The 20,894-nt window shown below is 43.6% G+C and carries 17 protein-coding genes and 2 pseudogenes; 12 read left to right on the top strand and 7 right to left on the bottom strand.

The genetic code is table 11. The annotated features are described in order from the left end of the window. Together ANME2D_RS00005 and ANME2D_RS00010 are read left to right on the top strand one after the other, a co-directional pair. On the top strand, positions 1–265 hold a 265-nt coding region (locus tag ANME2D_RS00005; RefSeq protein WP_048088168.1), incomplete at its 5' end, for a hypothetical protein. 256 nt (positions 266–521) lie between these two features. Then, positions 522–818: a hypothetical protein gene (locus ANME2D_RS00010; RefSeq protein WP_048088169.1), complete on the top strand. Its 297-nt coding sequence runs from the start codon at positions 522–524 to the stop codon at positions 816–818. A gap of 165 nt (positions 819–983) precedes the next feature. Here ANME2D_RS00010 and ANME2D_RS00015 read toward each other — a convergent pair whose 3' ends face one another. The 4 genes from ANME2D_RS00015 to ANME2D_RS00030 all read right to left on the bottom strand — a co-directional run bounded on the left by ANME2D_RS00015 (position 984) and on the right by ANME2D_RS00030 (position 6,007). Further along, positions 984–1,664: a hypothetical protein gene (locus ANME2D_RS00015; protein ID WP_048088170.1), complete on the bottom strand. Its 681-nt coding sequence runs from the start codon at positions 1,662–1,664 to the stop codon at positions 984–986. A gap of 645 nt (positions 1,665–2,309) precedes the next feature. Then, the gene (locus tag ANME2D_RS00020; protein WP_048088171.1) at positions 2,310–3,011 is read right to left on the bottom strand and encodes an ATPase domain-containing protein; all 702 of its coding nucleotides are present in this window, start codon (positions 3,009–3,011) and stop codon (positions 2,310–2,312) included. A gap of 60 nt (positions 3,012–3,071) precedes the next feature. Next, a complete protein-coding gene (locus tag ANME2D_RS00025; RefSeq protein WP_048088172.1) occupies positions 3,072–4,781 on the bottom strand; it encodes a PAS domain S-box protein in 1,710 nt (569 codons plus the stop codon). A gap of 257 nt (positions 4,782–5,038) precedes the next feature. Then, entirely contained in the window at positions 5,039–6,007 is a 969-nt protein-coding gene (locus ANME2D_RS00030; protein ID WP_157833881.1) for a hypothetical protein, read from the bottom strand. Positions 6,008–6,392: 385 nt separating this feature from the next. Between ANME2D_RS00030 and ANME2D_RS18585 the strand changes: the two are divergent. The 3 genes and pseudogenes from ANME2D_RS18585 to ANME2D_RS00045 all read left to right on the top strand — a co-directional run bounded on the left by ANME2D_RS18585 (position 6,393) and on the right by ANME2D_RS00045 (position 9,817). Beyond that, positions 6,393–6,943: pseudogene (locus ANME2D_RS18585) on the top strand (GxxExxY protein). Positions 6,944–7,487: 544 nt separating this feature from the next. Next, positions 7,488–8,813 (top strand): type I glutamate--ammonia ligase, encoded by a 1,326-nt coding sequence (gene glnA / locus ANME2D_RS00040; RefSeq protein ID WP_048088174.1) that lies wholly within the window; start codon positions 7,488–7,490, stop codon positions 8,811–8,813. An 11-nt stretch (positions 8,814–8,824) separates the two neighbouring features. Next, positions 8,825–9,817, top strand: a complete 993-nt coding sequence (locus ANME2D_RS00045) for a DUF128 domain-containing protein (protein WP_048088175.1) — start codon at positions 8,825–8,827, stop codon at positions 9,815–9,817. Positions 9,818–9,822: 5 nt separating this feature from the next. On the opposite strand, the gene ANME2D_RS00050 is transcribed toward ANME2D_RS00045, so the two are convergent. Further along, entirely contained in the window at positions 9,823–10,575 is a 753-nt protein-coding gene (locus tag ANME2D_RS00050) for a sulfite exporter TauE/SafE family protein (RefSeq protein ID WP_048088176.1), read from the bottom strand. 64 nt (positions 10,576–10,639) lie between these two features. On the opposite strand from ANME2D_RS00050, the gene ANME2D_RS00055 reads away from it, so the two are divergent. Both ANME2D_RS00055 and ANME2D_RS00060 read left to right on the top strand, forming a co-directional pair. Next, positions 10,640–11,143, top strand: a complete 504-nt coding sequence (locus tag ANME2D_RS00055) for a hypothetical protein (protein ID WP_048088177.1) — start codon at positions 10,640–10,642, stop codon at positions 11,141–11,143. Beyond that, positions 11,103–13,484 (top strand): DEAD/DEAH box helicase, encoded by a 2,382-nt coding sequence (locus ANME2D_RS00060; protein ID WP_052368475.1) that lies wholly within the window; start codon positions 11,103–11,105, stop codon positions 13,482–13,484. Before ANME2D_RS00055 ends, ANME2D_RS00060 begins: the two co-directional genes overlap by 41 nt. A 5-nt stretch (positions 13,485–13,489) precedes the next feature. On the opposite strand, the gene ANME2D_RS00065 is transcribed toward ANME2D_RS00060, so the two are convergent. Next, a complete protein-coding gene (locus ANME2D_RS00065; protein WP_048088178.1) occupies positions 13,490–16,378 on the bottom strand; it encodes a PGF-pre-PGF domain-containing protein in 2,889 nt (962 codons plus the stop codon). A gap of 346 nt (positions 16,379–16,724) precedes the next feature. Beyond that, positions 16,725–16,907 carry a hypothetical protein gene (locus ANME2D_RS00070; RefSeq protein ID WP_048088179.1) on the bottom strand — a complete coding sequence of 61 codons (183 nt, stop codon included), beginning with the start codon at positions 16,905–16,907 and terminating at the stop codon, positions 16,725–16,727. Positions 16,908–17,152: 245 nt separating this feature from the next. Here ANME2D_RS00070 and ANME2D_RS18945 point away from each other — a divergent pair. The 5 genes and pseudogenes from ANME2D_RS18945 to ANME2D_RS00095 form a co-directional block, all read left to right on the top strand. After that, positions 17,153–17,549, top strand: a pseudogene (locus ANME2D_RS18945) (ATP-binding cassette domain-containing protein); the annotation flags it as partial. A gap of 141 nt (positions 17,550–17,690) precedes the next feature. After that, positions 17,691–18,473 carry an ABC transporter permease gene (locus ANME2D_RS00080; protein WP_048088180.1) on the top strand — a complete coding sequence of 261 codons (783 nt, stop codon included), beginning with the start codon at positions 17,691–17,693 and terminating at the stop codon, positions 18,471–18,473. Further along, a complete protein-coding gene (gene udg / locus ANME2D_RS00085; RefSeq protein ID WP_048088181.1) occupies positions 18,474–19,061 on the top strand; it encodes a type-4 uracil-DNA glycosylase in 588 nt (195 codons plus the stop codon). Between the two features lie 10 nt (positions 19,062–19,071). Then, the gene (locus tag ANME2D_RS00090; protein ID WP_048088182.1) at positions 19,072–19,503 is read left to right on the top strand and encodes a bis(5'-nucleosyl)-tetraphosphatase; all 432 of its coding nucleotides are present in this window, start codon (positions 19,072–19,074) and stop codon (positions 19,501–19,503) included. Between the two features lie 89 nt (positions 19,504–19,592). Further along, positions 19,593–20,882 carry a hypothetical protein gene (locus ANME2D_RS00095; protein WP_048088183.1) on the top strand — a complete coding sequence of 430 codons (1,290 nt, stop codon included), beginning with the start codon at positions 19,593–19,595 and terminating at the stop codon, positions 20,880–20,882. The last annotated feature ends 12 nt before the right edge of the window (positions 20,883–20,894 follow it).

Raw genomic sequence — 20,894 nt, forward strand, 5'->3', positions numbered from 1 at the left:
ATCGCTTAGCACAAATATGATTCAGGATACTATTCGGAACTACGACCGATCGGAAGTACTGAGTCTGATGAGGGTCATAAAAATAGGAGGAGAGCGGACACATAGACCTTTTCCAGTTTTATGTACTGAACGAGATAAAATATACAAAGTTAGGACATGGGATATTGATATAGCCATGAGCATTCAAGGCGGAGATCATGTGCTTGTTAACCAGGATGAAATCATAAAATTATATGACAATAAGATTGCAGTGATGATGAAATGAAAACTCCCTCCCGAACGGTCTTTGAATCATTTTGTGACATGGCAAAAATGTTGGGTTTTAAAATCGAACGACACCCGGACAAATTAATAGTGTTCTTTAATAAAAACAACGAACCAAATGAAAGATAAAAAGTACTCTCTTGTCTATATTACAGGCACTTCAGTCAAACTGTAACCTCTGAGATCTTCGACCATATGCATGGGAACAGCGCATCAGTGACAGGTTATAACCTATTGTAAACCTAAAAAGTATCACAATGCCCTCTGAAGAACCCACATCATCCATTACCGACGAACTCAGTCATGTGCTCGGTCTGCCCGCAGATGAGATTATCCACATAGGCTTGATATCTTTCATCGAGAAGGAGATCCGGCTTGCTGAGACCGATATAGCCGACATAAGGGACAGGTATAACGTTGCTTCGAAAGAGGAATTATATGAGGCGATAAAGTCTAAAAAAATACCAGGCCATCCAGCCTGGGAGGATTATATTGTCTGGAAGAATAAAGAAAAATACATAGCATATTTAAAAGTACGCCTTGGCCGGGTATAGCACACGCACTTAACCTTCGAAAATAAATTCCAAGAACTTAATACCCGCGGCGACTGAAGCGCTTTTCACTATATCTGTTAGAACGCAAAGCATAGCAACAATAATCTTTGCGACCTTTGCGTTCTTTGCGGTGCGTTTCTATTTTTTATCATCCCGATGCGGAAATCATCTGCATTCATCGCAGACAAAATATATCATTGTCTCATCCGGCGTACCACAAACACCTGCCGCCGTATCATGCCTGGTAACCTCTTTGATTATCTCAACATCATTCCCGGAGAGTTCGCCTTTTCCGCATTTAAAGCATTTGTACAGGGACCCTTCAACTTTTATGCTGTCCATATTCCCCAGGATGTACTTGTATTCTTCAAATTCCCTGGGAATTCGGGTTTTAACCTCCTTCGCTATCCTGAGCCCATACTCTATAGACCAGAGCGCTTCAGATAGACTTATTTCGGTTAACATGTTCGCTCCGCCCAGCTTTGTTATAACCTTTCTTTGAAAATCTTGTTTTGTGATATTATGATTGCCATAACTGTCTTTCAGCCCCATCTTCCATGCATCTATCAGCACTGTGATATACTGAAGCTTCCCATCTGTTCTTTCTCGCGCCACAGTAATGATGTAACTTCCCTCGGTCTTTGATTTCAGCACCTTAAATATTGGCAGCGTTTCATTCACTTCCTTTCCCGCTATTGCGGGTTTATAATAGATGCAGCTAGTCCCGCATTCCAGTGAAGCTCTGCTCATCCCGCAGCACCTGGCACATATTTCATCGCCCCTGGCAGGACAGCTTCTGTTGGGCGATCTTCTGTTACAAAGCGGGCATAATTTTTTCTTTGTCATATACTCCCTTTGATTTTGTCATTATTAAACCTTTAAATTATCGTTATGGCTTATGAATCTAACTCTCTTTAGTGCGAATATTACAGGCACAATGCAAAGACTTTTAAGGATTCACCTGCCTATCTACCCGCATGCTCTCCCTCGCCAGACTCACCGCCCGCCTCGCGTTCCCCACTTCTGTCACATTCCCCTACTGGATGGGCAACACCTTTCGCGGCGGCTTCGGCGTACACCTGCGGCGGGCATGCTGCCCTGACCTAAAGAGAGATTGTTATTTCTGCAATCTTTGAGACACCGATTATAGTTAAAACTGGCGAATTCCCACCAGCATTGGATAAACTCCTTGGTATGGTTCGCCAGCGATTGATTCTATATGTTAATGAATACGGCAATGGTACAAAGATTCCTGCGCAGCAGTAAAATCCTCACCGGTTCATTTTCATAACATTAAGAGCGGATCAATACGAGCCGGTAAAAGGGATTTCCATACATATACAGGAACTGCTGAATATTCTATCGAGAAAATAGATGAGAATGCAATACGTTTAATCAGAACCGGGCTGCTCATAGGCGCCGGACCCAAACCATCCTTTGGACTTGGATTTCTACGGATGATTGATTCGAAGCATTAAACTCAATTTGATTTTAAATTTGAGAAGTTATCACAATTCCCTTTGAATAATCTATCTCATAGGCTAGGAGCTGTACGGGTGTCCTGGTATTCCTCATCTTTATGATATCCATCACCCTCTCCCTTCTGCCTGTATAAGGGTTCTCTCTTCTCATGAGCTGTATGGCACCATATGCAGAAAAGGGGGCTATATCACTGAACCACCTTGAGGTGACGCCATCAAGTATCACCATAGCTGTAATGCCCATGTTGGTCAGGTTATAGATAAGAAGATCGAACCTGTCCCTGAACTCATGCATCGTCAGGTTGGCTGTGTGGCTACCGAGGCTGTCTATGATGAGTACCTGGGTGCCTTCAGGCAGATGCCCCAGTAGCTCAACAAAGTTACCTTTCATAGCATCCGGGCTTATACTCAATGCGGTCTCTATCTCCATGGCCCTGTAGTCGATCAACTCTATTAATCTTAGAGTACCTCTTTTCTCGAACGCCTCAAGGTTCCAGCCAAAGGCCTCGCCCTGGAGCCTGAGATCGCTTGAGCTCTCTTCTGTGGATATATATACTGTCCTGAGACCTTGAGCACAACTGGCGTTTGTAAATTGGAGCCCGAAAACGGTCTTGCCTGTGCCTGGATCACCCGTGATCAATACAGTTTTACCGGCCGGGAACCCTCCAAGTATCAGGTCCAGTTCCGATATACCAGTTTTAATTCTCTCCATCGACATACCTACTATTACATCAATATATATTTAGAGCTTATACTAGAGATCAATCACATATTATAATATCGATTGGGCATGTATTTCGAACCTGCATGTCTGTGAACCATTCGCAATGCTGAATCTCTGATCAGCACTTCCTTTTAGTGCTGTCCATGTGAAACTGCGTATCACCATCGCCCGACAGATGAAGCAGAATATCGGATTACCGCTTGCCTCATCTATCCACGGGCAGTTCAAGAACTCAATGTCCCTCTTTATTCCTTCAGATATCGTTCTGGTCTGTATTCCAAAATTTGAGAACAGCTCCATGAGCCAGGGCATGAGAACATCAAGGATCTCCTGTGTATTTTCTGCTCCGATCCTCTGATCATAACCAAATCGTTTCATTTCCTCTTCAAACCCCGGTCTGGCATTCTTCTCGAATCGTTCTGCAAAGTTTTTAATAAGTGTATTCCTGACCTGGGATGGAACATTGGATGCAAAGACCGGCAGTGCGCTTACAATAAAACCATACAGTTCAGCTCTTGCCTTCTCTTTTAGCATCCTCTCCGCTTGCTTTCGCTCTGTTATGTCACGCGCCACACAAAGGATCAGCTTTTTACCGCCAGATTCAATGATGCAGGCATGCACTTCGACAGGTATTATTGATCCGTTCTTATCTAAATGAGCAGACTCAAATACAGCTTCACCTTTTTCCACCAGGTCCAGCGTCCGCTGATTGACAAGCCTGGAATATTCTGGAGTAATAATACTGTGAAGTTTCAGGTTCATCATCTCATCTCTACTGTATCCGTGCGATCTGTAGGCTGTTTCATTCAGGTAGATGAAATTCCCATCCAGATCATGCACAAAGATTGAATCAGTAGCCGTATCCAGAAGCTGTGCCTTTATCTTAAGCTCGTCCTCCGCCCGCTTGTGTTCAGTGATATCGCGCTGGATCGCCAGAAAACCGACGATATCTCCATCATTATTCAAAATCGGATTAGCAGTGCTTTCGGTATTTAAGAGCCGTCCATCCTTTGTCTTATTGATTATTTCTCCGCTCACAACCTTCTTTGCAAGGATCGTATCCCAGAACTGTTTATAAACCTCCTGGGGAAGAACCCCTGATTTCAGAATACTGGGTGTTTTTCCCAGTACTTCATCCCTGCTGAACCCGTATATCCTCTCAAATGCAGGATTAGTATACGTTATCGAGCCCTCTTTATCTGTTATAAAGATAACCTCATCCGATCGCTCAATTCCCAGTTTAAATTTTAATAACTCCTCCTCAGCATGCTTGCGCTCTGTTATGTCACGGATGATGCCAGTATAAAACGTTTCTTCTCCGGTCTTCCAGGCAGCTATGGAGAGCTCAAGTGGAAATTCACTGCCATCTTTTCTGAGCCCTGTCATCTCCAGTAATTTTCCAACAACACTGGATTCTCCTGTTGAAATTAGCCTTTTTATTCCTTCAGTATGTTCTCTGTGGAGCCGTTTCGGCATTATAATTGTCAGCGACTTGTCAATTGCTTCGCCTGCCGAATAACCAAAAATGTTTTCTGCAGCCTTATTCCAGAAAACTATGTTTCCATGTCTGTCAATAGAAATTATAGCGTCAGTTGCAGTTTCTGCAACGGAGCGAAAACGCTGTTCGCTGTTATGCAGCGCCTCCTCAATTCGCCTGTGCCTGGCTAATACCATTGATGTTAATACGCCAAATATAAGGAAAAATGCAGTCCAGATCGACCGTATATAGAGCCCATAATCAGGTACATCAAATATCAACAGCTCCAGAAATGATTTTTTATGGAGAAAGAAGTAGCCTATGACAGTATCAAATATCCAGATAAAAAACCCGAAAATGATTGACAGTAAAATAATTTTGTATTCAGTTTTTATAACTCTGCCTCCACCTGATTATAAAATCTCTCATTTTTATGTGCATTTCTTTTTTCAACCAGAATTATGTTAATAATATGCTTATGTTAAAAAACTTGCCATATCATTTTTGTACAGTATTAATAATGTCTTTGGCTATATCTTTATTTTACCACAGTGTTTACAACCTTTGTATCTATTGTCTGCCCATTTAGTATGAGGGCAGCAGTGATTGTATACTTTCCTGAAGGTCTTACTCCGCTTATCTTCTCAGGTATTGTTACCCTGATTGGAATCTCGTATATCTCACCTGGTTTGATATCAGAATTATGCTGGCTGAAAAATTCTTTTTTTGCCTTATCTCCCATCCATGCATAGTTGTTATTGACTACCAGTGTTTTAGTATCAAACCCTGAAACTATAGTTGATCCTGTGTTTTTCAGTATAATCTTTCCGTCAACCGTATCCCCTGTTGTATAGCTCGGTGCAATATCGATCTTAGTGATTTTTATCTCGCTTACTTCCTTTATATTGAAGGTACCTGATGCTATGGTAATCCCCCGATACTCTGCCCGCCATGTATGCTCCCCTGCAAAGAGTGCTTTTGTTGAAAGTGAGCCGCAGGGGTTTACCTCAGTCGCAGGTAAAGAATCTATAGAGACCCTGACTCCTTTTACGCCTTTATTTTTGCCTCTGTAGAGGGTCTGGAATCCCCACTGGTTCTTTGATGCCGCAGAATCGCGCAGGGATATACCATCAGCAGAATCTACTACAAGTATTGACTGATCTGCGGTGAGTGTCCCATTATCAAAAATCACATTCAATACTACCTGATGCTCCCCCATGTCGAATTTTTTACGGAATTTCCGGCTACTTCCAGCAATTTCACCATCAATATTCCATTCAAATAATGGCTTATCGATATTTCGGGTCGAAGCAGCAAGCTCTATCTCTGTATCCTTCCAGAGCACGCGATCGCATCCTATAGAAACAGATGGTTCTGGTTCAGGTTCTTCATGTAGCACCTCTTCTGTATCACGGGGAAGCGCCAGGACAAGGGCAGCAACCAGAACCAGTATCATCAGGGCCAAAACTTTAGCTTTCTTATCCAGCACGAGTTCAATCTCCAACAACAAATTGGTACAGCAATATAAAGAATTTGCCCAAACGTACTAAATAAACTGCCATAGCGTCAAGATTCTCTTGGATTTTATAAATAAGCATCGATAAATGGCTTCCACACTTGCTCCTGCCCCTAAAATGGATCGAAGAGCAGGTATAAATTCGCAGGATGGAGCTGTCTTCTCCAAAACTTTTATAAAATTTGTTAAAACTATCAAACACTTTCACTTTGATTGGCATCACTAAATAAGGTTAAGAATAAATATTGTATCAGATACACGTCTATAGCATTCGATTTCAATTGAAAACGAAATAATAGCTTGAACTGGAAATCTCTTATCAAAGAGTTCGTTCAGTTCGTTTTAGTTCGTTGTTTATCTTGGACAGAGAGATATAATGGAATTAATATATAAACAAGAATTTTATGAAATAAAATCAGCCTGTATAGCCATAAAAATTGAACTTGGTCTTGGATTCTTAGAAAAAGTATATGAAAATGCTTTAAAATTTGAACTTGAAGAGAGGGGTTTCATAGTCAAGCAGCAATTCCCGATTCAAGTTACTTATAAAAAAATGTTGTCGGGGACTATTATGCAGATTTATATATTGTAGATAAAATAATCATTGAGGTAAAAGCTGTGAATGAATTAACAAACATACACAAGGCACAAGTTTTGAATTATCTCAAAGCGACAGGGATTAAACTTGGAGTTTTAGTTAATTTTAGCAGAGAAAGAAATACAGTGGACATTGAACGGATACCAAATTTAATTCAAGAAAGCCCCTGCGGGGGCAAAATTATTAACAACGAACTGGAACGAACTCTTGGAGTTCGTTCCAGTTCGTTTATGTTCGTTGTTTTTAGACTATCAGATTTCAAGATGAGGAGGAAGAAATGCGTTTATACTTTCCTATACGTTAAAAAACAACGAACTGAAACGAACTGATACGAACTCCGGTTGATTTTTTATCAGATACCTAACATGGTGCTGAATTACCTTTTTTCTTTGTCATTCGTTATGGTTGTAGTGTATATACACTACAGAACTTTTTGACTTAAAGGAGGAGGCTATATTGTGGCTGAGCCTGCGGCTTTTTTCATAAAAAAATAGGATGGTATTTTGAGAAATTACAGGACTAACTTGACGCTATGGATAAACTGCTGGTCGTACAATAGAAAACTATTTAAGTATGCAAACGGTAGCCTATAGTCGGTCTCAATATATCCTTCATTTGAGTTTCTCTCAAGTTGGGTAAATACATTGTAAAAAGTTGAATTAACGAACAAGTAAGCGAATCTACAGCGAAATCAAATAGGGGTTTGTTGGGACCATAAGATTGATAGGAGATAGGATTATGGCAACACCAACCCCGAAAAAGCTTCTGGAATTCATAAAAGAAAAGAATGTGAACATAAAGAAAAAGACGGTAAACCCGAATGATTTATTAACTACGCCTTGTAATTAGAGTGTATTAGAATCAGTGATAGCTATGATAAAAACAAACGAAGATGTGCTCAACTCAATCGAGGAAGATAAGGTTCGATTCTTACGATTACAATTTGTTGACATACAGGGAATGATCAAGAACGTGGGTATCCCTGTATCACAGGCAGAAAAAGCATTAAAGTCGGGTATATCCTTTGATGGCTCCTCAATAGAGGGCTTTGTCAGGATTGAGGAGTCTGATATGGTACTGAAACCTGATATCAGCACCTACAGGATTCTCCCCTGGGACGTGAGCGGGGGCAAAGTCGCCAGGATTATATGCGATGTTTACAAGCCAAATGGCAAGCCCTTTGAGGGCGATCCGCGCTATGTTCTAAAGAGAGCAATGAAAGAGGCTGAAAAACTCGGTTTCGTGATGAATACAGGCCCGGAGATCGAATTCTTTTTATTCGAGAGAAAGGACGGCGAAGCCACAAACAAGCCTCATGATTTTGGCGGCTATTTTGATTTCCCACCGATTGACCGTGCAGAAGAGATTCGCCAGAACATTGTTGTTGCCCTTGAGAACATGGGATTCAACATAGAGGCCTCACACCATGAGGTATCGGCAGGACAGCACGAGATCGATTTCAAGTATGCTGATGCGCTAACCACGGCGGATAATGTGATAACATTCAAGTTTGTCACAAAGACCATAGCTCGCATGAATCATCTTCATGCATCCTTTATGCCAAAACCCGTCTTCGGCATAAACGGTTCTGGAATGCATACCAATATCTCCCTGTTCTCGGGTGAGAGGAATGCCTTATATGATGAGATGAAGGAGCATGAAGTGAGCGATACGCTGCGGTATTTCATAGGCGGATTGAAGAAACATGTCAAGTCATTCACAGCAATAACAAATCCGATTGTGAACAGCTATAAGAGGATCGTACCTGGATACGAGGCACCGGTTTATGTTGCATGGTCATGGGCCAATCGCTCATCATTAATACGCATTCCCGCAGCAAGGGGGCTGAGTACCCGTATTGAGCTTAGAAGCCCTGATCCGTCCTGCAACCCGTATCTTTCCTTTGCGGTCATACTGATGGCAGGGCTTGATGGTATAGAGAACCAGATCGATCCGGGTGAGCCCACCACACATAACCTGTTCCATTTAAATGATGGAGAGCGCGGGGATATGGGGATCGAATCTCTTCCTGGCAATCTTAAGGATGCACTCGATCATCTTGAGACAGATATTGTTGTGCGGGATGCACTCGGAGATCATGTATTTCGCGATTTCATGCGGCTTGGAAGGGCTGAATGGGATGCGTACAGAGTAAGAGTTCACCAGTGGGAACTTGATCGCTATCTGAATATTGTCTGATATGAGGTGAGATGCCAGCAACTACGATCGACTCAATGGTACAGAGAAAACTCATAGAGATCCTGAGGATACTCTATGAGAACCATGAGCCCATAGGGGCACGGTTGATAGCAGACAGAATGAACGAACGCGGATACCCTATAGGAGAGAGAGGTGTGCGTTATCACCTGCGGATACTGGATGAGAGGGGTCTCACCCAGCGCCAGGGGTATGACGGCAGGATTATCACAGAGCTGGGAACAAACGAGCTTAATAATGCACTGGTAGGAGACAGGCTTGGCTTGATTATCACCAGAGTAGAGAAGCTCATCTATGATACGACCTTTAATCCTGGAACAGGGAAGGGTAATGTAGTTATCAATACATCAATTATTGATAAGAATGATTTTGATAGAACAATAGAGATACTGCGGCATGTGCTGTATAACTGCTATCCCATCAGTCCGTATATAAAGTTAATAGATGAGGGAACTATCACCTCAGATATTAAAATCCCGGCAGGCAAGATAGGCATAGCAACAATGTGCAGTATAACGATCGACGGGATCTTATTAAAAAGCGGGATTCCTGTCAATACTAAATACGGCGGAACATTAGAGATAAAGGACAGAAAACCGCTATGTTTTGAGGATATCATTGCTTATAGCGGTACTTCCATTGATCCCATGCGGGTTTTTATTTCAAGGAAGATGACACGGGTTATGGATGCCGTGAATACTGGAGCGGGCAAGCTTCTTGCAAATGCCAGGGAGATCCCTGCATCAGCACTCACTGAGGCCGAGAAGATCCTGCAGTCCATTATAGATGCAAGAGTAGGCGGTATAGCCCAGATCGGAGAACCCGGCATGTCGGTACTCAAAGCACCGGTTGATACTGGCAAGGTCGGTGTAGTTGTGTATGCTGGAGTCAATGCCATGGCAGCAGTAGAAGAGACGGGCATTCGAGTAAATACATATCCGATCTCCACGATCACAGATTTTAAGGAACTGAAAAAGCTGGAATAATCGCATCAAGATATCAAATCATACAACAGCTTACCTACTACGATCAGAAGTATGAGCGCGAATACCCTGTTGATCGCCCTGGGTGATGCGCGTTTGAATACCACTCTTGAGCCTGCCTGTGCGCCTATTGATGCTGCTATCCCTGCATAGAATAACAGGCTTATATTCATCTGCTGCTGCCCGAAACCCAGGTGCCCCAGAAATCCGGACAGGGATATGAATGTAACTACGAACGATGAGGTTGCGACTGCACTTTTTGTCTCAAACCCGAGAACAAGAAGAAGCGGCACGATAAAAGTGCCTCCCCCGATTCCAACAAGCGATGAAGTAACTCCGATTAGAAAACCGCCGCCTGCCCCGATCATTTTTTTTCTCTTATCTGTTAGTTCTGCAGTAATGACAATGGTATCAAAGAAGATTATTCTTATACTTGCCAGAAAAAGAACTACGGAGAGCAGTATGATCAATATCTCAGTATCAATACGGGGGGCAAGATACGAACCTGTAAGCGCGCCCATGATGGAAGCCGGGATGATAAAAAAAGCAATCTCTGTCTCTACCAGTCGATGTCTTAGATAAGTAACCGATGCCGAGGCTGCTGTAATCGCGTTCAACATGAGCGCAATCGGGATAGCAGTGAATATGGGAAGGCCAAGCCAGAGAAAAAACGGGGTATAGAAAATAGCCCCTCCAAGCCCGAGTGATGAGAAAATGATTGCAATAAAGAATGTGATGAATATAATCAAAAATAAATCCATGATCTATCATATATATACAGCAAGGTTAATGATACTATGGATTAAAAACATCCGTTGAACCAACATGAACCTCGATGCACTTTTATCCAACCATAAAGAAAACTTCCGGCAAAGGGTGATCACAGCTCTGGCAGAGAAGAACTCACTCACTGCCGGGGAAGCAATGACCGAATATAAAGATTTTATAGAGCAATATGTTGATGATAAGTACCAGCCAGTCCAGCAGCTTGCTGACAGGATAAATGGATCCACCAGGCCGGTACTTCTAAATATAAGGCGCGACAGGATGCGGGAAGATAGGTGCAAGCTCTGTGAAGGGAACCAGCCCAATATCGATCAAATCCATGAGAAGTACGGGGACAGGATTGAGATCATTGAGGTCACAGAGGACAGGCCAGATGGCGGAGCGCTTTATCATATCATCTTCAATGAAGAATCAAAAGAAAAGAAACTGCCTCTGACAGCAATAATAAACAGGGGTGAGATCCTGAAGTTCTGGGCCGGTAAGACCGTGGATGCAGCGGTGTATGAGAGGTATATTAAGAAAATACCAGATAAATCGAGATAAAAAGCATGCTGCTGTCAGAGAAGTTCAAAGGAGAATAAAAATAATGTCCATATCTGGCCTGCTTCAAAGCATCAAATCCTCCCGAAGCTATGAGAACCAGATCGTCCATATAGAAGATATATCTCAAAGACAGCCAGAACATGCTTACGTCGAATTAAAGCCTTTGATCAACTACGCATTAGACCAGATGGGGATAAAACAGCTTTACTGTCATCAGGCAGAGGCTATCATGCATGTCCGCGCGGGAAAGGACATCGTATTAGTAACGAGTACAGCGAGCGGGAAATCCCTGTCTTATATGATCCCGATCTTTGAGATGGTTATGACCTACCCGAAAGCAACTGCGCTCTATATAGCTCCGCTCAATGCCCTGGTCAATGACCAGCTCAAGAGTTTCCTTGAACTAAGGGATGAAATGGGCATAGATGCGAACATAAGCAGGTATGTCGGTACCATGAGCGATGATGAAAAAAGAGAAGTACGGTACGGGAATCCACAGATCATTCTTACAAATCCTGAAATGATCCACCTGAGCTTTCTTCCATGGAACCACATCTGGAAAAGATTCCTCTCAAATCTTAAGTTCATCGTGGTGGACGAAAGCCATTATTATCGCGGAGTAGTGGGCAGCAACATGGCAAACCTCTTGCGAAGGCTCAACCGCGTATGCACATACTACGGCGCACATCCCCGGTATATCTGCTGCTCTGCCACGATAGGCAATCCTGGCGAGCATACAGCTGCCTTGACAGGCAGGGATGTCACTGTAATAGATAAGGACGGCTCAGGCCGGGGTCATCAGAAGTTCGTGTTCTGGAACCCGCCTTTTTATGTCAACGAGCAGGGTTTCAGCATCAGAAGGAGCACATTCGGCGAGTCCCTCAGTCTTTTCAACAGATTTATTCAATACGGACTTCAGACCATCGCCTTCACCCGCTCAAGACAGGCTGCTGAGAGGATGTACGTAGCGTCCAGGAGCAGTTTGCGAGAAAAAGGACTTACAGAAAAGATCTCCCCCTACAGAGCAGGGTATTTCGGCAAAGAGCGCGAGGAAATAGAGAAAAAGCTCTCAGACGGCAGTCTCCGGGGAGTTATTTCAACCAACGCACTTGAACTTGGCATAGACATCGGCGGGCTGGATGCATGCATCATCGACGGCTATCCCGGTACCGTCATGAGCACAAGACAGCAGGCAGGAAGGGCAGGACGCGGGAGTGGTGAGAGCATTGTTGCGCTGGTGGCAGGTTCAAATGCCCTTGACCAGTATTACATGCGATACCCAAAAGAGTTCTTTGAAAGGAACTGTGAAGAGGCTGTGCTCAACGTCTCAAATCCGTACATTCAGACAGGTCATGTGCTGTGCGCTGCAAAGGAGATACCCCTCACACGTAAAGATGAGAAATACTTCGGCAGCGGGTTATCAAGGATAATCGAATTGCTGGAGGGAGAGGGATTATTAACAGGTGGTGACAGCAAATCAGCCGTGGACCCGAACCCTCACGGGCAGGTATCCATACGGGGCATTGATAGAGATGCGTACTCCATATTTGCATTCAACGGAGGGAGGCGAATCCCTATAGAGAAAGACATTGAAAAATCACTCGCTTTCAAGGAAGCCTTCGAAGGCGCCATATATCTGCACATGGGCACGCCGTATCATGTCAGCAGGCTTGACCATGAAAAGAAAGAGATCCATGTGGAGGAAACGAAAGCGGAATATTATACCAGGGCTCTTGTGAATTCTGAAATATTCATAAAAGAGAGATATACCGGGAAAAATCTGCCTTCATGCATGGATGCAAAGGCCGGACTTGGGGCGGTTGAAGTGGTGGAGAAGGTTACAGGCTATAAGAAATTCAGATATTTCAGTGAAACTGTACTCGGAGAATATGCTCTTGATATGCCCGGGCTCTCCCTTGAAACAGTCGCCCTCTGGATCGAGCTGCCTGATAGATTTACTGATCTTGTTTATAAGCATGACCTCGATTTTGCCGGCGGTATTCATGCTATCGAGCATGCCATGATAGCAATGTATCCCCTGCGTCTTCTGGCTGACAGGAACGATGTGGGAGGCGTATCAACGCCAAATCACATCGACCTCAATGGAAAGTGCGGGATATTTGTGTATGATGGACACCGCGGAGGGGTTGGATATGCAGAAAGAGGATATGAGATAATAACCGAAATTCTTGAGGTCACGCTAAAAGCCATAGAAGGATGTCCGTGCAGTGAGGGCTGCCCGAGCTGCATCCAGTCGCCGAAGTGCGGCAACCACAACAACCCGCTGGATAAGCATGCAGCGATAATGATCCTGCATGAACTGCTGGGCAAACCTCCATAATGAAATCATTTAACTCGAACTAATATGTACAGAGCTAAAAATACAGCCATAGCCAGAACAACAAAAAATGCAACATACTCTTTGTTTGGTCCTGCAGTTTCAGTCCCTGTAGTCCCTTCAGTCTCTGTTGTCCTTTCAGTTCCTGCTGGCTTAACCGGGTCTTCTGTATCCAGTTGTATTGATTTAAGAGTAATTTCTACTGGCGCATCTTCTTGTGTTTTCACATCTTTTAACCCGGTCACAGCGAATGAGGAAAAGGAATCTGTCCTTACCTCGTAATAGGTGTGAGTGCTGTCCTTTTTCGTTTCTGTTGTGTTAAGTTGCACCCATTTGCTGTTATTCCATTTGACCAACCTGATATCACTGTCTGCCAGATTGTTACTCTCAAGCCAGGAGTTCTCAACCTTGAATCGTATAAGACCTTCTTTCATCAACTTTGAGGTAATCCATATATTCTCGTTCTTATATACGATTCCCGGCGCGGGGGTTTTTGCACGTTTGGATGTTCCTTTAAGAACTTCGCATATAAGAATTATCTCAAATTCATTTGCTTTACCTGTTACTAATATCTCATATATACTGTGCTCAGGTTGAAAGAAGGTATATGCTACTGGAGTACCGGCAATAAGATCTTTCTCATATTTTTCTGATATGAGTATGTTGCTATAAGGTTCTCCTGTAGCTCTGCCGCCTCCACCACTTCCTCCACCGCTACCACCGGGGGATAGTGTTCCGCCATCGTCCGACTGTTCTGGGTTAGCAGTAACTGTTATAGTAATGTTATCGCTTGTCTCGTTGCTGTTAGCTACATTAACAGTAACCGTCCAGGTAATTGTATTGCTTATCCCGTTGCTGTTAGTTGCATTAATACTTATCAATTTTGTACCTTCAGAATCCCAGGAAGTACTGAAGGTGTCAAAATTATTATCTTGATCTACTCCATCCTTATACCAGTTCCATGTATCTATGGTTTGATCAGCCGTTGCCCTGAAGTTTACTTGTTCACTTATGTTCACGGTTACAGTCAAGTTATTATTATCGGTCTTACTGTTTTTCCAGGAAGTGATTTGGGGCTGAGATGATGGCGCATTAACAGTAACAACAGTAATTGTCCATGTAATTGTATTGCTTATCCCGTTGCTGTTAGTTGCATTAATGCTTATCAATTTTGTACCTTCAGAATCCCAGGAAGTACTGAGGGTGTCAAAATTATTATTTTGATCTACTCCATCCTTATACCAGTTCCATGTATCTATGGTTTGATCAGCCGTTGCCCTGAAATTTACTTGTTCACTTATGTTCACGGTTACAGTCAAGTTATTATTATTGGTCTTGCTGTTGCTCCATGAGGTGATGGTAGACGGGGTAGACGGAGCAGTACATTGCACATGGTAAGTGCCAGAATATAATATATTTTCAGTGAAATTCACGCTCCCATTTAAAGCTTCTTTTGAATCAATTTTATCATCATTTAAATATAGTTTGCAAACTTGATTTGAGGACAGATTTTCTATATTAAGCCAATCTATAGTGCCGCTATTGATAGTAAATGAAGCTGGTGTGTTGTAACTTACATTAGCACTGCCACCAGCAGTAGATGCCATTCTCCAGGAAGTATTTACTGCATTGCTCAGATTTGTATTATAAATAATAGTCCCATCGGACTGAATCAAGTTATATAGTCCCTGCTTTCCATGAACGAACCTGAATGAATCCTTTATGGCCTGCGCGATCCTTTCATTACCAGCAGAATTATAATGCAATCCATCCATTGTATATGATGGGTTAATATCCCAGCAATTCCCTGGTGGACCGGAGGATCTCTCAACTCCCACATAGCATCTTGCATCGACTACAATTGATGGGGAATAATTCGCTGCCATTGCCATCAATTGCTCATTTATATACGTAATCTGATTTGATTTTTCATATGATTTTCTTGAATCAGGTAATATTAACATAATAACTGGAGTTATATTGTTGTAATAAGCTTTCTTTATCATGGACTCCCAATTATTGAGGATAACCTTACTGCTGATACCAGAAGTCACATCATTTATACCACCTTCAATTAGCACGAACTCAGGTGATAAATCAACTACATCTGAAATGAATCTGGACTCAAGGTTTGAGGTCCTGTCTCCACTATAACCCATATTTTGATAAGTTCTATCAACTTTTCGTGCCCACTGATTCTGGATTGATGCAGGGATATTGGTAGTTTTATCAGTTTCGATAAAGGAGATATGTTCAGGCTTTCCGGATATTATCGAATCGCCTATGAAAACAATGTATGGATTTTCCATATAAGGTTCGATAACAAAAACATACGGCTCAGAATAACCAGCCATCCAGTTGTAATCTGTTATTGACATCGCATGGCCATCTACATAATAAGTAAGATGTTTTTTATCATTTTTATCTACGTACAGTGCACTCGCTGAAGCATTGATGCTATAGCCGTAAAAATCGCCCTCCTGCACTCCTTCTATTGGGTTGGGCAGATTTATTACGTTTATACCATTTTTTGAAATATCGTCAATTAAATTATCAGTTGTAGCAATTCTATCATAATTACTTCCGTTCTGTCTCCATACGGTAAAATAAAATTTTTTTAATGCTGAAGCATTTGCTACTGCAAATCGTATTTGATAAATTGTCCCATTTTGTCTTATCCTGTCGTTATGTCCTGCTTGTATGAATTCTCTATCTAAATCACCCCAGTTAGGTTCTCCTTGAGCTGGAATACCTGCATATGGTGCAGTTTTCGATAGTTCAGCCGGAACACTGCCTTCAACAGTAGATACAGTAGCCAGAATAATCAAGAAAAACAATAATGTAAGAACAATGGTCCCGTATTTCATGACAGGAAATTTTTTTATACTGTTAAACAAACCTCCACCTCTGCCCAAGGATTGATATACATATTAATAAATTTATTGGTTTTTATTGGAGGATAGCGTAGCTGGATGTTCTTATAGTTCAAGAGTAAAAGTTATACAGGGAAAAATCCACCTTCATCCGCGTCGATCCGTGTCATCTGTGTTCAAGAATCTTATGAACCTTTATCCGTTCACAACCTCTACATCGCTTATTCTCAAAAAATCCTTATCAAAAGTCGCTATCTTCCTGATTTTCCTTAACTCCATACAGGCAAGATTCGAAGCATCCACAAAATTATGTCATCCGCATTCTTATATGTAATGATCGCGCTGGAATCAAGGAATATCAAGCAATCTCCTAATGATATAGAACTTCATCTATCTCTTCACTCAGATTTCTATATTGGTAACCAAAATGCTCTGGTTTGATCTCAATGATGCTTCTCTTCTTTTTCTTTGGAGAACCGAGCCATTCGCTGATTGCTTTTGTTTTTAATTTTTTATAAACAAAAGGGTCAATGTTCCTGATAGTGGTGTCCATATGTAACACATGTGTTGCAATGGAAAATATAATTATTGCAGGTCTTTAATTGCCCAGTCTTATTTTTACAATAAATGGTATTATTTATACCAGGGCAGGCCTTTTTACACCCAATGAATCCGGTCCATCTTGAGCTGATAAATGTATCCAAGGCAGTCTTCCGTAAGGTAAACAGCACAAGAGTCAAAACGCAGATACTATACAATCTTGACCTGACGGTACAGCACGGTGAACTTGTCACGATTATGGGTCCATCAGGCTCTGGAAAGAGCACGCTTCTTCGATTAATCAACAGGCTATCAGAGACCGACTCAGGGACTATCCTGCTAAACGGCAAAGATATAAGAGATTATGACCCACTTGAATTAAGGAGAAGAGTGGGCATGGTATTCCAGGTGCCTGTTGTGTTTCGGGGAAGTGTAAGGGATAACCTTGCTTTTGGCATGAGGTTATGGGGAAATGATATTGATATTGATATTGAGACTCTGGCAAGGGATGCAGGCATACCCGAGAACTTGCTGGATGCAGATGCTGATCCGCTCTCGGTCGGAGAGAAGCAGAGGGTATGCATTGCAAGAGCGCTTGCAAACAAGCCAGAGGTGCTCCTGCTGGATGAGCCAACTTCAGCACTTGATGCTGAATCGGCACACAGAATAGAAGAACTGCTGCTAAGCATGCGCAGAGAGCGAAAACTGACCATGCTCTGGGTCACACATGAGCTGGCGCAGGCCGGGAGGATAGACGGCAGGAGGTTTATGCTCAGGGAGGGCAGATTGGAGAAACATGTCTGAAATCCTGTTCGATATCCTCTCCCGCTATCTAACAGAAATCCTCGCCCTGGCTCTAACAGCTCTGCTTATTGTACTGACCGCAGCCTATGCGCGAAGGTTCGATATAGGCAGACGAATCTCTGTGGCAGGAGCCAGGGCCTTAGTCCAGGTAATGATACTTGCCTCCATCATCCTCATATTATTCGAATTACCTCTTTACTTTAGTATTATTGTGCTTCTGGCTATGACCACAATAGCAGGGCATACCACATATACCCACTCAGGCAGGCTCAGGAGGGGTCTGCGTGTAGCTATCGCATCGATAGCCGTTGCATCTCTACTTTTGCTCATTCCCTTCTTTCTGTTCGGTATTTTTCCTCTTGAAGCCAGGTACCTCATACCAACAGGAAGTATCCTTATCGGCAATGCCATGAACGTAAGCTCGCTGGCTATAGACAGATACAGGGGCGAGATAAGGAATAGAAGAGCGGAAATCGAGGCATACCTTGCTCTTGGCGCACCGCCAAAGCAGGCATCGGCCGCCAGCCTCAATCAGAGTATTCTCTCGGCATTGATACCTTCGATCGATAACATGAAGAACCTTGGGCTTGTATGGATACCAGGGGTTATGACAGGCTTATTGCTTGCCGGTGCCGATCCTTTCAATGCTGCCTCGATTCAGATAGCCATATTTACTGCTATCTTTGCCACAGGCATGATAGCATCAAGCCTGCTGCTTCATTATTCCACAGATAGCTTCTTTACAGAAGCCTTACAACTGAGAGATGATTTGTAGATGTCAAAGCAGGAACTGATGGATGAGATGGTAGACCAGATACGGGATTGCAGAAAATGCCGGCTCTGGAAGTATGCAAAGAACTCTGTACCCGGGGAGGGGAGCCTTGATGCCTCCCTGATGCTTGTAGGTGAGGCGCCGGGTAACAGGGAGGATATCATGGGCCGACCTTTCGTAGGGAGCGCTGGCAAACTCCTTGATAAACTACTTACCAGTATCGGTTTTAAGAGAGAAGATGTCTATATAGGTAATATTGTTAAGCACAGACCCCCTGAGAACAGAGAGCCAAAAGCGGATGAAATAGCGGCATGCACACCTTATCTTGACAGGCAGATCCAGATAATAGAACCAGAGGTTATTGCGACACTGGGCAGGCACTCGACAAGATATGTTCTCTCAAAAGTGAATATAGATGTTGATGGGCTAACTGCGGTTAGAGGGCGGGTCTATAAGGAGGTGCTTCTTGGCCTTCAGGTCAAGATAATACCCACATTCCATCCAGCAGCAGTACTCTATAACCCTGCATACAGATCCTATCTTGAAGAGGACTTTATGAAGATAAAGGCAGAACTCGAATCATCCGACTGACAGGAGAAATATGCCTAGAAAAAGATCCTGTGGAGCCGTAGTATTCAGGAGAAATCAAGAGGTCAGGTATCTTCTTTTACGCTATGAAGCAGGCCACTGGGAGTTTGTAAAAGGTGAAGTTGAGGCAAATGAGGGCGAAATGGATACGGTTATAAGAGAGCTTAAGGAGGAAACGGGTATAACCGATGCCAGGTTTATTGGAGACTTCAGGGAGAAGATAAGCTATTTTTTCAAAAGTGGAGGAAAGACTATCTATAAGGAAGTCACCTTTTTCCTGATTGAGACTCAAGAGAGTGATGTTGAGTTATCGCATGAGCACACAGGATATGAATGGTTAAATTATAAGGATGCAATGGAAAGACTCACTTTCAATAACGCAAAAAACGTTTTAAAGAAGGCACATAATTTCCTGAAGGCGCACAGGATAATCGAAAGTTCATAACGTAATTTATAAATATCATCTCAGCAGATTATTTGCTTGATAAGGGGGAATGCAATGGATTTGAATATTGAGCGAAAAGGAGGGATCTTATGGAGAAACCGACGGCATTACCGGGCCTCCAGGACATACTGGAGTTCGGCTTCATCGAGGCACTATTAGGCCGCCGCTCCCGGCGCTTCTTTCTGGGCGCTGAGATTCCGGACGGCGTATTTGCCTATAAATCACGACACGCCCCTGTGCCTCTCACTGAATTAGAGAAACTTCTCGTAGTGACCGCCTGCGGCAGCAATACAGGCTGGCACCATATGATCTATCGCGCTCAGTTGTATGCGCCGTACCTTTCCAATTATGCGGGCGCAGCAGGCGGTCGTACCTTTCCATCGGCTGCCGGATTTCATACCAGCATGACTTTTTTCACAGATGACGAAGGGGTCTATGTGCTGGATGCACGCGATGCTCCTGCCTTTGCACAGAGGAAAGAGGACGGCTCCCTTGAACTTGATGTGATCCTCGATGCCCTCAAAAGTCGCATCAGGAAAATCCAGGATGGCAGGCTTGGCCTGCCGCCGGAAGTGCTGCACACAGAGGCGCATAACACCTGGGTGACGAATCAGCCTGGAACACTTCTCGTTATCCCCGTGGGAGATCTTTCCCAGCATGTCCTGCTCATGCTTTGCTACATGCTGCAAAACGGCCTGGTACTTACGGATGACATCAACAGGCGCCCCATCCCGGGGATCGAGAAGTTTAGAGACATTGTAGATATAAATAATACATGGCCTCTGACTTTCGTGGAGCAAATGTGCATGGCTGAACTTACGGCCGAGCTGTCGACGAGCTGCTACGCCGGTACGCTTATGCTGCAGGCTATGGGGCTGGGGGGCTGGATGTTCGACGGGCTCAACCCCTTCAGTGTTATCGGCGCAAGCGGCGAACCGGGTGCTCCTGGCCTGGGATTTCGATACGATTCCAATGAACGCTGGCCTTATCCCAACCCCACGGGTTTAGAGGGCATCATGGAAGGCTTCTGTCCTCCCCATTACCCGGATATGCGTGCTGCCGTAGAAGCGGTACATGAGCGCAAGTTTGGCCCTGGCGGTCCGTTCCATCCAGATACGCCGGGTCCCTGGAAAGACTCGGTGAAAGTGAGGTCTGCCGCCCAGGTACATAGCGAGGAATTCAGGGAATGTGTAGCCCTGCAGGCCCAGTATGTCTTTGATACTTTCGGCAAGTTCCCGGGTACGGTTCCCTCGATCTTCCTTATTACCTATCTGCAGGCGCATCATCTGGATCTGGAGTTCTATGATAGGTTCTACAAGCCTGGAGCGTATTTGAAAACACATGCAATGCATATGAAAAGATGGCATGGTGAAGCCTGAGAGGAGTAAGGA

It is taken from the genome of Candidatus Methanoperedens nitratireducens (genome assembly GCF_000685155.1).
GTDB lineage: Archaea > Halobacteriota > Methanosarcinia > Methanosarcinales > Methanoperedenaceae > Methanoperedens > Methanoperedens nitratireducens.